The sequence below is a fragment of the Cohnella pontilimi genome (genome assembly GCF_005049045.1).
Taxonomy (GTDB): domain Bacteria; phylum Bacillota; class Bacilli; order Paenibacillales; family Paenibacillaceae; genus Cohnella; species Cohnella pontilimi.
The window spans coordinates 444,833-458,096 of sequence record NZ_SUPK01000002.1; the positions used below are offsets into that span (position 1 = coordinate 444,833).

The window sequence follows — 13,264 nt, forward strand, 5'->3', positions numbered from 1 at the left end:
ACCCCCAGATTTACTTCTTATTTCTTGTCTTCGTCTACGACTTCATAGTCGGCGTCGACCACGTTTTCTTTCTTCGCGGCACCGGCACCGGCGTCCGCGCCTTCCGCACCCGGAGCGCCTTGTCCCGCTTGAGCGGCCTGTTCATACAGCTTGACGGAAAGCTGCTGCACAATTTGGGTCAGCTCGTCGGTCGCCGCCTTGATTTCTTCCAGGTTGTCGCCTTCTGCGGCTTTTTTCACTTTTTCTTTCGCTTCTTCGGCTTTTTGGATCTCGCCTGCGTCGACTTTGTCGCCCAGGTCTTTGATCGTTTTCTCCACCGTGTACACGAGCTGGTCGGCGCTGTTTTTCACCTCGACCAATTCGCGGCGCTTGTTGTCTTCTTCGGCGTGCAGCTCGGCTTCCTTCTGCATGCGCTCGATCTCATCCTTGCTCAAGCCGCTGGACGAAGTGATCGTGATTTTCTGGCTTTTGCCCGTTCCTTTGTCCAGCGCGTTTACGTTCACGATGCCGTTGGCGTCGATATCGAACGTGACTTCGATTTGCGGAATACCGCGCGGAGCCGGCGGGATATCGCTCAGAATGAAGCGTCCGAGCGTCTTGTTGTCGCGTGCCATCGCACGTTCGCCTTGCAGGACGTGGATTTCCACCTGCGTCTGATTGTCCGCGAATGTCGAGAACACCTGCGATTTGCTGGTTGGAATTGTCGTGTTACGGTCGATCATTTTCGTCATGACGCCGCCCGCGGTCTCAATCCCGAGGGACAGCGGAGTAACGTCGAGCAGAACGACGTCTTTCACGTCGCCTGTAAGTACGCCCGCTTGAACCGCAGCGCCGAGCGCAACGACTTCATCCGGATTTACGCCTTTGTGCGGCTCTTTGCCGGTCAGCTTCTTGATGGCTTCCACAACGGCAGGAATACGAGTGGAACCGCCGACCAGCACCACTTTGTGGATATCGGCCGCCGTGAGGCCGGCATCGGACATCGCTTGCCGGGTCGGACCCATCGTGCGTTCGACGAGATTGGATGTCAGATCGTCGAATTTCGCGCGGGTCAAATTCAGCTCCAAGTGCTGCGGAACTCCGTCAACCACGGTGATGAACGGCAGCGAAATCGTCGTGGACAGCGTGCCGGACAGCTCTTTCTTCGCTTTTTCGGCCGCATCCTTCAGACGCTGGACCGCCGCCTTGTCTTTCAGCAGATCGACGCCGTGCTCTTTTTTGAACTCGCCGGACAGCCATTCCATGACCACTTGGTCGAAATCGTCGCCGCCGAGGTTGTTGTCGCCGCTCGTGGCTTTCACTTCGAAGAAGCCGTCTCCCAGCTCCAGAATACTGACGTCGAACGTACCGCCGCCAAGGTCGAATACCAAGATGGTTTGATCTTCGTTCTTCTCCAGCCCGTAAGCCAGAGCGGCCGCTGTCGGCTCGTTCACGATCCGCAGCACTTCAAGCCCGGCGATAGCGCCCGCATCTTTAGTCGCTTGACGCTGGCTGTCATTAAAATAGGCTGGAACGGTAATAACGGCTTGTTTGACCGATTGACCCAAATAGGCTTCGGCGTCGGCTTTCAGCTTTTGCAGAATCATGGCCGAAATTTCTTGCGGCGTATAGTCTTTGCCGTCGATCGTTTCCTTGTGGTTCGTACCCATGTGACGCTTAACGGAAATCACGGTACGATCCGGGTTCGTGATCGCTTGGCGCTTCGCGGTTTCACCGACGATGCGCTCTCCGTCTTTCTTAAAGCCGACGACCGAAGGAGTCGTGCGGTTGCCTTCCGCGTTCGGAATGACGACGGCTTCTCCGCCCTCCATGACCGCTACGCAAGAGTTCGTCGTTCCCAAGTCAATGCCGATTACTTTGCTCATTATAAAGTCCTCCTATCGAAACTGGCAGTCGTTAGCCGCTGACTTTCACCATGGCAGGCCGCAGTACTTTGTCCTTCATCCAATAGCCGTTCTGGACAACCTCCACGACGGTGCCCGATTCGTGTTCTTCGCTTTCCACCTGCATGATCGCCTGATGTAATTCCGGATCGAACGGCTGTCCGACGGCCTCGATTTTTTTCAGCCCTTCGTTCTCCAGCACCTGATAGAATTGCCGGAAAATCATGTCGACACCTTTGGAAAAAGAATGGGATTCCGCCGCTTCCCCGCCCGACTGCAGCGCCCGCTCGAAATTGTCGAGCACCGGCAGCAGCTGGTCGACAAGCTTCAATGACGCGTATTGCGCCAGCTCTTCTTTCTCTTTCTGAGTACGGCGGCGGTAGTTGTCGAAATCCGCCTGTGCCCGCAGGAAACGGCTATGGTTCTCCTCCGCCTGCCGCTGAAGTTCGCTCAGACGGTCATCCTCCGGCTGTCGGGCCGGATCCTGCGCCGAGGTCTCTTCCGCTTCCGCAGGGGAAGTTTCCGTGCGCTCTTCTTGACGCTCTTCCAAATGCTCTTCCATCTGCTGTTGCTCCTTCGTCTCATTCGTCTTCACGCCGCGTTCACCTCCTAACATTCCGGGCCGCATCCGAATACCAAACGTTCGTTACTTGTACCAGCGGGACATCAGAACCGCGATGTCTTGGGACAAATAATCGAGAAGGCTGATCACTTTCCCGTATTCCATGCGTGTTGGCCCGAGAATGCCGATCGTGCCGAGCGATTGTCCATCCAGCGTGTAGGTCGCGGTGATCAAGCTGCACTGATTGATCGCTTCCATCGTATTTTCCGTACCGATCTTGACTTGAATGCCCCCTGGCGCCGAAGAGAACAGCTGCGAAAGCTTCGTCGTTTCTTCGAGCACATCGAGGATATTCTTTGCTTTGTCCACATCCTTGAACTCGGGCTGCGACAGCATGTTGGCCGCACCGCTCAAGTACACGCGGGGATCTTTCTGATCGGCGAGCGATTGCTCGAGTACGTTCAAAATCTCCTCGCAGCGGTCGACGTAACGCGCCAGCTCGCTGGCGATTTCGCTGTGGAGCACGCTTTTGACGCGGATGAACGGTACGCCGATCAACTTATCGTTCAGCATGCGCACCATTTTTTCAAGATCGTGGATTTCGATTCCTTCCGGGATCGTAACCGGGCGATGTTCCACATGACCGGTGTTGGTCACGATGATCGCGACCGCAGAGTGTTCGTTGAGCTGCACGAGCTGGAAGTGCTTCAGCGAAGTGGTGAACATCTCGGGGCCAAGCACGATCGACGTATAATTCGTCAGCTGAGACAAGATCGTCGATGCATGCCCGATCACGTCTTCCCAATGGGTCATTTTTTCCGCGAAAAAAGACCGGATTCTCCGGACGTCTTCTTCTTGAACGCCGCCCGGGGTGACCAGGTGATCCACATAGTATCTGTACCCTTTATTAGAAGGAACCCGTCCCGCGGAAGTGTGCGGCTGTTCGAGATAGCCGAGCTCCTCCAGATCCGCCATCTCGTTGCGTATGGTGGCCGGGCTGAACGACACATCTGCCCGCTTCGAGATGCTGCGCGATCCGACAGGTTCTGCGGAACGAATGTAATCATCTACAATCGCGGTCAAAATCATTTTTTGGCGCTCGCTTAACATCCTGGGCTTCCCTCCTTGCTGCTGCTTATTCGCCTCGTTAGCACTCAATTGAGAAGAGTGCTAATGACTATTACAAAAATACCAAACCGTTCCGGTCCTTGTCAAGGACGATCCGGACGGTCCGCGGGCATGAAAAAACCGCCTGGGCGTACACCCCGGCGGTCAGGCGAGCGTCTTGAGGACGGCGATTTCGTCGCAGCAATTTTGTTTCGCGCAATGCACGCAATCCGTCCACACTTTTTCCGGAAAAATTTCTTTATCGACCACCTCGAATCCGTTTTTGTTGAAAAAATCGACGGCATACGTCAATGCCATCACTTTTGGCACGCCCATATTCCTGGCTTCCTCGATCAATGCGTCGACAATCCGGCTTCCGAGGCCTTTGCCTTTGTAGCCTTCCGCCATGCCGAGCGAGCGGATTTCCACCAAATCGGCACCGAGCCGGAACAAGGAGCCGCAGCCGATCAGCCTTCCGTCTTCCTCCGCGACGATGAACGATTCAATATGCCGCTGCAGTGCTTCTCTGGAGCGGGGAAGCATAATGCCCTTCTCCGCGTACCCTTGAATTAGCGTGTAAAGAGCTTCTACATCCGAAAGTTGTGCCTTCCGGCAGGCGATGGTCGTATTCACGGGATCCCTTCTCTCCGGCTTTCCCTCAGGTTGATGTGTATAAATATACATTATGATGAATGAATCCTCAAGTGTGAATTGTACATTCTTTCTCTTTTTTGTTTATCGGGCCGAGTAAAAAAATGATTCGGACAACAGAGGGCTAAGACGGTTATGATGAGGGAAAAGAGGAGAGTGTTCCCGATGAGTTACGATCTATATGAAAATTTGGCCCGTCATACGCTTGAAACGGTACTGTACGATTTTCGCGCAATGAAGAAGTTAGGCGACGGCGCGCTTGCCCAACTGGACGACGAAAGCATCGGCTGGGCTCCGGATTCGGAAAGCAACAGTGCCTCCGTTATCGTCAAACATTTGGCCGGAAACATGATTTCCCGCTGGACCGATTTCCTGAACTCGGACGGGGAGAAGCCGTACCGGAACCGCGATCATGAATTTGTGGACGATGTAGCGGACCTGGAAGCGCTGCGAGCGCTTTGGGAAAACGGATGGAGCGTCGTGTTCGGCGCGTTGGAACCGCTGGCTCCGGAAGACTTGATGCGCGAAGTGACCATCCGAGGACAGCCCCACACCGTGCTTCAGGCGATCCATCGCCAAATCTCGCACTATGCTTACCACACCGGCCAGTTGGTCTATGTCGCCAAAGCTCGCAAATCCGCCGATTGGCGCACGCTGAGCATCCCCAAGGGCGGATCCGTGGGCTTTAACGAGCGCATGAACGAGCAGTTCGGCAAATAAGACTGTCGCGCAGGCTTATTTGCTTCGTGCGAAGGTGCGATTGGACGAATCGTGCTGTAAAGCTATTTTATCGCTTAGCAGGCCGAAGATTGGACGAGGACCGTGCTGTAAAGCAATTTATTTGCTTTGCAGGCCGACGATCGGACGAGAACCGTGCTGTAAAGCAATTTTATTGCTTTGCAGGCGGGCGGTGGCACGAGCCTGCTAGCGAGGCTGCGCCCGACCGTGTAATCCACCGCTTGCCGCAAAACACGCACCCGCTCCTCACCAAAACCGCCGGCCCAAGGGACCGGCGGTTTTTGCTGCAGTATGATTTGTGCCTGATTCACATAAATATTAGGAATCTATCTGTAAGGAGGGGGATCACATGCCGCTGCTCCTTTTTCAGATCGCGCTGATCGTCATTATCGTCCGTTCGTTTTACGTCCTCGTACAAACCCATTTGCCTCGAAAAAACTGGCTCGAAGTGCTGTTTCACGGGTCCGTGGCCGTTGTGGCGCTATACTTCTTGGTGTAGTCACACAAACGCGCCGAACACTTCGTTGCCGAGAAAAACGCCTTGCGGCGTCAACCGGTAGCCCGTCTTGTTCTCCACAAGCGCCCGCTCCAGCAGCCCTTGCGACAGCAGCCTTTCCAAAGTGGCGCCGAACCTGCCTTCCAGAGACTCATGCCGCCCGAACTGCGACTGGAAATCGGAAGCTTTCACGCCTTCCAGCAGCCGCAGGCCCACCATCATGAAGTCTTCCATCGCCTCATGCGCGTCCACGTCGTGACTTTCCAGCCTCGGCAGCCCTTTGCGGGCCGCATCGATGTACGGCTGAACGCCTTTGATATTGATATGCCGCCGGCCGTGCGCGTAACCGTGCGCACCCGCCCCGATGCCGTAATACGGCTCATTGCGCCAGTAGGTCGTGTTATGACGGCTCTCGAATCCGGGTCGTGCGAAATTGCTGATTTCGTAATGGCGGTAACCGGCGCCTCCGAGACGTTCCATCAGATGACGGTACATCGCCAGCTCCTCTTCCTCTTCCGGAAGGGGAAGCTCTCCGCGCTCATAGAGGCGATGGAACAACGTGTTCTCTTCCACTTTCAGGCTGTAAAGCGAATAATGCGGAAGATCAAGCTCCAGCGCCCGGGACACGCTGTCCTCGAGATGCCGGAGCTTTTGATTGGGAAGCCCGAACATGAGATCAATGGACAAATTCTTAAATCCCGCAGCCTTCGCATTGGCGATGCTTTTCACCACATCGTCCGCCTCGTGAATACGGCCGATCACTTTCAACAGTTCGTTGTCGAACGATTGCGCGCCGAAGCTGATTCGGTTCACGCCGCCATCCAGCATCGCTGCCAGTTTTGCCGGATCGGTCGTACCCGGGTTCGCTTCCATCGTGAATTCGACGCCGGGAGCAAGCGGAAAATGTTTGCGCACATCCGCCAAAAATCGCCTCAACTGCGCCGGAGTCAGCACGGTGGGCGTACCCCCGCCGACGAAAACGGTCTCGATCCGCTCCGGCGGGAGCAGCTCCGCCGTTTGCGCCATCTCCCGCTCGATCGCGTCGAGATAGGCATCGATCGGCTGCCCTTCCGCCACATAGGAGTTAAAATCGCAGTAGAAGCATTTGTTCGTGCAAAAAGGAATATGAAGATAAAGCGCCCTCGGGGTCCACGTATGAACGGGTGGAACCGCGACGGACGGTGTTTTCGTATCCATTCGTCACACCTCCTGATCTATCCGAATAAGAGAGAAAACGGGCCGAAGCCCGCCTCCGTCAATCGTTATCGAGTTTCAGAACGGCCATGAACGCCTCTTGCGGCACTTCCACGTTGCCGACCTGCTTCATGCGTTTTTTGCCTTCTTTTTGTTTCTCCAGCAGCTTGCGCTTCCGCGTAATGTCGCCGCCGTAACATTTGGCCAGCACGTTTTTGCGCATCGCCTTGATCGTTTCCCGGCTGATGACCTTCTGCCCGACGGCCGCCTGGATTGGCACCTCGAACATTTGGCGCGGGATCAAATCTTTGAGCTTCTCGCAAATGACCCGTCCCCGGTTATATGCCCGGTCGCGGTGAACAATGAACGACAGCGCGTCCACCTTCTCGGCGTTAAGCAAAATGTCCATTTTGACCAGATTGGAAACCTTGTAACCGGTCAACTCATAGTCGAAAGACGCGTAGCCCTTCGTGCTGGACTTGAGCTGATCGAAAAAGTCGTAGACGATTTCCGCCAGCGGAATTTCGTATTTCAGCGTGACGCGGTTGGCGTCCAAATACTGCATGTCGAGAAAATCGCCGCGCTTGCCCTGGCAAAGCTCCATAATCGCCCCGACGTAATCGTTAGGCACGATGATCGACGCCTTCACGTAGGGCTCCTCCACCTGCTCGATCTTGCCCTGCTCCGGATATTCGGACGGGTTGGAAATTTCCAGCACCTCGCCGTTCGTCTGCGTCACCTTGTAAATAACGCTCGGCGCCGTCGTGATCAAAGGAATGTTGAACTCCCGCTCAATCCGTTCCTGAATGATTTCCATATGGAGCATTCCGAGGAAGCCGCAGCGGAATCCAAAGCCGAGCGCTTGGGAAGTCTCCGGCTCAAAGCGCAGGGAGGCGTCGTTCAGTTCGAGCTTCTCCAGCGCGTCCCGCAAATCGTTATAATCGGTCGAGTCGATCGGGTAAAGACCGCAGAACACCATCGGATTGGTGCGCCGATATCCCGGGAGAGCTTCCGCCGCGGGGTTTTGAGCATCGGTGATCGTATCTCCGACGCGTGTATCTTTGACGTTCTTGATCGAAGCCGTCACATAACCGACATCGCCCGGGCCTAATTCGTCAACGGCTGTGGCGCGCGGCCGGAAGGTGCCGGCTTCCACGACGTCGAACGATGCGCCAGTGCCCATAAATTTGATGCGCGAACCGGCTTTGAGGGTGCCGTCGATCACCCGGATGAAGCAGATGACCCCTTTGTACGCGTCATAATAGGAATCGAAAATGAGCGCCTTCAGCGGCTTGTTCCGATCCCCTTGCGGAGCCGGAATTTTCGACACGACCTGCTCGAGAATTTCCTTGATGCCGATCCCGTTCTTCGCCGAGGCAAGCACCGCTTCGCTGGCGTCGAGCCCGATGACGTCCTCGACCTCCTGCTTCACGCGCTCCGGCTCCGCGCTCGGCAAATCGATCTTGTTGATGACCGGTAAAATCTCCAAATTGTTGTCCAAGGCGAGATAGACGTTCGCCAGCGTCTGCGCTTCAATGCCTTGGGCGGCGTCCACGATAAGAAGCGCGCCTTCGCAAGCCGCCAAGCTTCGCGATACTTCGTACGTAAAGTCGACGTGTCCGGGCGTATCGATCAAATGCAGCGTGTACGTCTCTCCGTCATCCGCCTTGTACTGCAGACGAACGGCCTGCAGTTTGATCGTGATGCCGCGTTCTCTCTCGAGATCCATCGAATCGAGCACCTGCTCCTGCATTTCGCGGGAAGTCAAGGCGCCGGTATATTCCAATATGCGGTCGGCCAGCGTCGATTTGCCGTGGTCGATATGCGCGATAATGCAAAAATTGCGAATATGGCTTTGTTTGACATTAGATTCTGCCATGAATTTGAGTACCTCCACCCGGTCCCTTGCGTCAATGAGCCGATCACTTCATTATATCAAGGGAGTCCGAGGCCATCAATCGTCATTGTTTTCATCTTCTTCCGGCTTCTCGATCGTCAGTCCGGGGACGTGGCGTTTGCTCATTAGCTTGCGTTTTTTCCGGTTCTCGACCGATTCGAAGACGATATCCATGTCGTAATCCTCGCCCGGATACAAATTTTTGCGTTCGATATAGGGCCGGACACGCTTGTGATTAAGGGTTAGCTTTTCCTTCTGCACCTGGACAATCAGATTGCCGCGTTCATCGGGCAGCCGGTAAATGACGCCGGTTTTTTTCAGTTGAGGGATAAACACGACATCTCCGACCTCAAAATTCGGCAACTGTCCCGGTTCCCGCTCCGCTCTGCTGCGTTGTTCTTTTGGCTGTGATGCATGGGGATGCGGCTGTCCCTCGGCGATAGCGGCGGGGATGCCCTCCGCCGAAGTCGGCCGTCCTTGCTTCAAAGTGTGCGCGATAACCCGCGCGCGGTCCACGATACCGGGAGGAATGCCCAGTTTGGCGGCAATTACGAACGCATAGCTGTTTCCCGCCTCTCCCATGTCCAAGCGATAAAGCGGCTGCAGCGTATCCTCATCGAACGCCATCCGCGCGTTGCGGAAACCTGGCGTCACCCGCGCATATTCCTTGATTTCGTTAAAATGGGTCGTGGCCATTACCAGACACCCGCGGCGGTAAAGCTCCTCGAGAACGGCGATGGACAGGCCGACGCCTTCGCCCGGATCCGTCCCGGTGGCCAATTCATCCAGCAGCACCAAAGTGCCCGAACCGGCGACGCCCAAAATATCGATCACATTTCGCATATGGGCGGAGAAGGTGCTGAGAGATGCATCCAAGCTTTGGTCGTCGCCGATATCCGCCTCCACCGAACGAAACACGGCGAGCCGGCTTCCTTCCCCGGCGGGAATAAGCAGCCCGGACTGCGCCATGAGCGTCAAGATGCCGACCGTCTTCAACGACACCGTTTTGCCGCCGGTATTCGGACCGGTGACGAGCAGCGACCGGTAGCCTGTGCCGATTTCCAAGCTGAGGGGAACCGGCTTGCCCGGCAAGAAAGGGTGCCTTGCCTGATGGAGACGAATTACGCCCTCGTCGTTCATTTCCACGGCTGTCGCACCGATCGCGAGCGCCCATTTGGCTTTGGCGAACAGGAAATCGTAATGCGCGGCAGTCTCCACATTCACAGACAGCTCGTGTGAATAAGATTCAGCTACCCCGCTGAGCTGCGCGAGAATTTGCAGTTCCTCCCGGTGCTCCTCCGCTCTTAAGCCGGAAAGCTCCATTTGCAGCTCGGCCAGCTCGGACGGCTCAAGGAACACGGTTTGGCCGCTGGCGGATTCGTCCAATACGACGCCGGAAATCCGCTTCCGAAATTCCTTCTTCACCGGCAGCACGTAGCGGCCGTTGCGCTGGCTAACCAGCCGCTCCTGCAAAATCGCCGCATGTTTGGACAAAAGTCCTTCCAGTCTCTTATGCAGGCGTTCCTCGACGGTTCGGAGCTTTTTACGGATTTTGTGCAGCTCGGCACTGGCGCTGTCCACGATACTGCCGCGGTCGACACATTCCTCGATGGCGGTCTTCAGCTTGCCCAAATCGTGCATCGACGCCGCATAGCCCGCCACATTCGGCGCATCCGCTCTCTTGGAAGCCATATATTGCCGCAGCTGTCCGCAGCTGCGCGCGAATTGGGCGAGATGGCCGAATTGTTGCTCGGACAGCACATATCCTGTGCCGAGCAGCGCCATGATCGTCTCCATCCCTTCAAGCAAAGGAAGCGGAGGATGTCCTCCGCGGGACAGCAAGGAGCGTGCCTCCTCGGTTTCCTGCAGTCTTCGGGTGATAACGGCAACGTCGGTCATCGGACGGATCTCTTCCGCCAGCCTACGTCCGGCGTACGTCGACGTATATCCGGTCAAAGTATCCACAATACGGGGATATTCTAATTTTTTCAGGGAATGTTCTCTCAACGTGTATTCCTCCAATTCGATTTAAGGGGCGGGGTATTCGCGCCTAGACGCAAAAAAGCCGTGCCCGAATGAGCACGGCGGATCTCCCCGATACGTTTAACGTACGACAGGGCGGTCTTCCGGTTCTTCTCTGGCCATTCCAAGCCGCTTCAGGAGGACACGAAATTCGACCTGCGCTGCGCGCGCGGCCTTCCGATGAACCCTAAGCAGCGATATGGAGTTGATCAGATCAGAACGGACACCAACATCAAAATTTCCCCTATCGAAATGGATTAGTACCATCATATGCCAGCCAAAGCACGGTCGTCAAGCGGCCGGCTTTATTTTGATCAGGAGCCCGTCATTTTATCAAACAAGGAAACGACAAACCGGATGCCGCCGCTGGACAGGCCGTGGAGTACTTCCGCGGTCTTGCCCGATATCCGGTCCACGACCGGTATCCGATCATTGCGGGGGATGACGGGCTCTTCTTGACCGCCCCAAGGATAGGGGGCTTCCGGTTGCACGGCCGCTGCGCCTCCGAATGCATCCGGGGCCGTCCGGCGGGGCGGCAGCGTCCAATCTTCTTCCGCCGAAGCGGGATCCTCCGCCACCGTAGGGGAATCCATCGGGCCGTAGACCGTGGAGATCCCGTGTGAAGCCAGTTCCATTCCATATAAAACCGCAAAGGCAACAATCCCCGCCACGATCAGCAGCTTGAACGAATCTCTGCGCATACCGCACCCCTACCTCCTATCCTTTTATGCCGTGCCCGCTCAAGACGCGCTTGTTTGGGCATCCGCTTTGACCGCATCCTGACTCTGCCAGTACAGATCGGCAATCACATCCGCGAGCACATCCGCCGTCCGGTAGCATTCCTTCAGCGTGTTGTCGACTCCGCCGATTTCGATCAGCACGCTGTCGGGCGAAATCGACTGGTTGTACTCTCCGTTGCCGTTCGCTTTGGCCCAAATGCCGCGTGACAACCCCGGATACTGCTTCTCTAAAATATCGTGGATCTTGCTCGCGAATGCCTCATTTTCTTTCCAGCTGGGGTTCCGGTGCCCGATGATGAAATACACCTGCGCATAATCCACACCGTTGATCGTGGCCGTTGTTTTGCTGCGCCGCTGCGAATCCCGGTGAATATCGAAAAAAAACTTCAGGCTGCGATTGGCTGCCACGGCTTGGCTGAGCGTCTGGAGTGAGTATTTATAAGACAAGTTGTAGTTAAATCCCGTGACGGTGACCGGGTAATCACGGGACGAGTGAGAAGCGCCGATCCCTTTGGCTTCCAGCCGGCTCGCAAGTCTTTTGCCGACCAGCGTCACGTTGACGGAGCCGGAGCTTGCATCTTTGGCGCCCGGCTTCAGCTCGGGAAAATAAGATTCTCTATTATGAGAGTGATAGATGAACACCACTTTCTTTTCTCCGGTTGTGCGAACGGGCTCGACGGGAGAATCGCTGCCGGTTCCCGGCTCGGCGGGTTCACCCTGTTCCGAGTATCTTCGGTCTTCCGGCGCGGCCGGTGTGCCGGGAACCGGCGAGTTGGAATCGGCTGGTGCTGTGACGTCGTCTTCCCATGGACTGTGATCGACCGGCGCCTCGTCGGCTCCGCCGGAGCCTTGCCGCAGCAGCACCGATTTATCGGCGCTCATGCCGGGCATTTCGCGGGCCAGCAAACTTTTCGGATCGTTCGGATTCAGTTCGGTGAGAAAACGGAGCAGAAAACCGGCCACCCGGTCCGCCTGCAGCGGGGAAACTTTCGGATCCGATTGCATATGCGGCAGCTCCATACCGAGCAGAGACCGGAAGAAGGAGCCCGAAACGGAGGACGCGAACCCTTTCATTGATTGAACCGGCGAGGCGGATGCCGCATTTTGCAGCATACCGGCCAATCCCAGCAGCACGAACACCGCCATGGAACAGAAGCTTAGGACAACATAGGCACGGCCGGTGACGAGAACTTTGCGCCATCTCGACCGCAGCTGCGGCCAATGGACTGACACGACGATACGCTTCATGATTCATCCTCCTGCCAAGTCCCTGCAGGGACCAATCTCTGTTTGTACAGGTAATGAATCATATGAGAGAGAGGCAGCTGATAGACCATCCTGGTTGAAAGATTTATAGAATTAACGGGGTTTTAATTGCAATCTAAACATTTTGCTGAGCTGGATCGTTTAAGAGGTAAGTCTAACTCAAAGGTGGCGATTATCGAGGTGATCATAATGAGGAAGTCCATACAAATAACACTTGGCATTTGCTGCTTATGTATTTTCACGACTTCATTGTTGGGTTGCGGAAACCAAGGCTCAAAACCTATGGTTGCAAGCACAAGCCCTTTTAACACCGTCTGGATATAAAACGATTCTAAAAGAAAAAGATTTAGCTGAAGTTGCGCCAATGCCCTATTTCAAAAGTCCCTTTATTACCATTGCAAAGAACAAATCAAATGACCAATTTGCAGTTATCATTCGGGATACAGGGGAAACTAAGATTACTCCATTACCTCTAAAACTAGAAGATATTGTTGAAATTTTAAAATCCAAAAATTATAAGATTACGACGTCCAATGTATATTTTCAAAAGAGCAAATCGATCCGTTCAAAAAATAGGAAATGCAAGAAAAGACCCGCAGCGGCTGTGTCACCCCGGGTCTCCCTTTATTCATATTAAGGCTCATCAATTGTTACGCAGAAAGAGCCAGATGAACAGACGAAAGGCTGGTTTGGCGACTGCACTTGCGG

The 13,264-nt window shown here is 55.2% G+C and carries 12 protein-coding genes; 3 read left to right on the plus strand and 9 right to left on the minus strand.

Features of this window, described 5'->3' with window-relative positions:
* Positions 1-17: 17 nt before the first annotated feature.
* The 4 genes from dnaK to E5161_RS06190 all read right to left on the minus strand — a co-directional run bounded on the left by dnaK (position 18) and on the right by E5161_RS06190 (position 4,185).
* Positions 18-1,865, minus strand: coding sequence for a molecular chaperone DnaK (gene dnaK / locus E5161_RS06175; RefSeq protein ID WP_136776826.1), 1,848 nt, complete (start codon positions 1,863-1,865; stop codon positions 18-20).
* A gap of 31 nt (positions 1,866-1,896) precedes the next feature.
* Positions 1,897-2,499, minus strand: a complete 603-nt coding sequence (gene grpE / locus E5161_RS06180; protein ID WP_136776827.1) for a nucleotide exchange factor GrpE — start codon at positions 2,497-2,499, stop codon at positions 1,897-1,899.
* Positions 2,500-2,529: 30 nt separating this feature from the next.
* On the minus strand, positions 2,530-3,555 hold the full coding sequence (gene hrcA, locus E5161_RS06185) for a heat-inducible transcriptional repressor HrcA (RefSeq protein ID WP_136776828.1): 1,026 nt from the start codon (positions 3,553-3,555) through the stop codon (positions 2,530-2,532).
* Positions 3,556-3,717: 162 nt separating this feature from the next.
* Positions 3,718-4,185: an N-acetyltransferase gene (locus E5161_RS06190; RefSeq protein ID WP_169306584.1), complete on the minus strand. Its 468-nt coding sequence runs from the start codon at positions 4,183-4,185 to the stop codon at positions 3,718-3,720.
* 183 nt (positions 4,186-4,368) lie between these two features.
* Between E5161_RS06190 and E5161_RS06195 the strand changes: the two genes are divergently transcribed.
* Positions 4,369-4,923: a DUF1572 family protein gene (locus E5161_RS06195; RefSeq protein ID WP_136776830.1), complete on the plus strand. Its 555-nt coding sequence runs from the start codon at positions 4,369-4,371 to the stop codon at positions 4,921-4,923.
* A gap of 367 nt (positions 4,924-5,290) precedes the next feature.
* The gene (locus E5161_RS20700; RefSeq protein ID WP_169306585.1) at positions 5,291-5,440 is read left to right on the plus strand and encodes a hypothetical protein; all 150 of its coding nucleotides are present in this window, start codon (positions 5,291-5,293) and stop codon (positions 5,438-5,440) included.
* Here the strand turns inward: E5161_RS20700 and hemW are convergent, their stop codons facing one another.
* From hemW to E5161_RS06220, 5 genes are all read right to left on the minus strand, one after another.
* Positions 5,441-6,634, minus strand: coding sequence for a radical SAM family heme chaperone HemW (gene hemW / locus E5161_RS06200; protein ID WP_136776831.1), 1,194 nt, complete (start codon positions 6,632-6,634; stop codon positions 5,441-5,443). It lies immediately after the preceding gene.
* 58 nt (positions 6,635-6,692) lie between these two features.
* Positions 6,693-8,510: a translation elongation factor 4 gene (gene lepA / locus E5161_RS06205; protein WP_136776832.1), complete on the minus strand. Its 1,818-nt coding sequence runs from the start codon at positions 8,508-8,510 to the stop codon at positions 6,693-6,695.
* Between the two features lie 75 nt (positions 8,511-8,585).
* The gene (locus E5161_RS06210; protein ID WP_136776833.1) at positions 8,586-10,535 is read right to left on the minus strand and encodes an endonuclease MutS2; all 1,950 of its coding nucleotides are present in this window, start codon (positions 10,533-10,535) and stop codon (positions 8,586-8,588) included.
* A gap of 329 nt (positions 10,536-10,864) precedes the next feature.
* Positions 10,865-11,251 carry a hypothetical protein gene (locus tag E5161_RS06215; protein WP_136776834.1) on the minus strand — a complete coding sequence of 129 codons (387 nt, stop codon included), beginning with the start codon at positions 11,249-11,251 and terminating at the stop codon, positions 10,865-10,867.
* A gap of 39 nt (positions 11,252-11,290) precedes the next feature.
* Positions 11,291-12,538: a stage II sporulation protein P gene (locus E5161_RS06220; RefSeq protein ID WP_136776835.1), complete on the minus strand. Its 1,248-nt coding sequence runs from the start codon at positions 12,536-12,538 to the stop codon at positions 11,291-11,293.
* Positions 12,539-12,770: 232 nt separating this feature from the next.
* Between E5161_RS06220 and E5161_RS06225 the strand changes: the two genes are divergently transcribed.
* Positions 12,771-13,193: a hypothetical protein gene (locus tag E5161_RS06225; protein ID WP_136776836.1), complete on the plus strand. Its 423-nt coding sequence runs from the start codon at positions 12,771-12,773 to the stop codon at positions 13,191-13,193.
* Positions 13,194-13,264 lie beyond the last annotated feature (71 nt).

Coding starts and splice junctions, on each gene's coding strand:
- E5161_RS06220 (WP_136776835.1), bottom strand. CDS start 12,538: ATGAAGCGTATCGTCGTGTCAGTCCATTGGCCGCAGCTGCGGTCGAGA.
- dnaK (WP_136776826.1), bottom strand. CDS start 1,865: ATGAGCAAAGTAATCGGCATTGACTTGGGAACGACGAACTCTTGCGTA.
- E5161_RS20700 (WP_169306585.1), top strand. CDS start 5,291: ATGCCGCTGCTCCTTTTTCAGATCGCGCTGATCGTCATTATCGTCCGT.
- hrcA (WP_136776828.1), bottom strand. CDS start 3,555: ATGTTAAGCGAGCGCCAAAAAATGATTTTGACCGCGATTGTAGATGAT.
- grpE (WP_136776827.1), bottom strand. CDS start 2,499: ATGTTAGGAGGTGAACGCGGCGTGAAGACGAATGAGACGAAGGAGCAA.
- lepA (WP_136776832.1), bottom strand. CDS start 8,510: ATGGCAGAATCTAATGTCAAACAAAGCCATATTCGCAATTTTTGCATT.
- hemW (WP_136776831.1), bottom strand. CDS start 6,634: ATGGATACGAAAACACCGTCCGTCGCGGTTCCACCCGTTCATACGTGG.
- E5161_RS06195 (WP_136776830.1), top strand. CDS start 4,369: ATGAGTTACGATCTATATGAAAATTTGGCCCGTCATACGCTTGAAACG.
- E5161_RS06215 (WP_136776834.1), bottom strand. CDS start 11,251: ATGCGCAGAGATTCGTTCAAGCTGCTGATCGTGGCGGGGATTGTTGCC.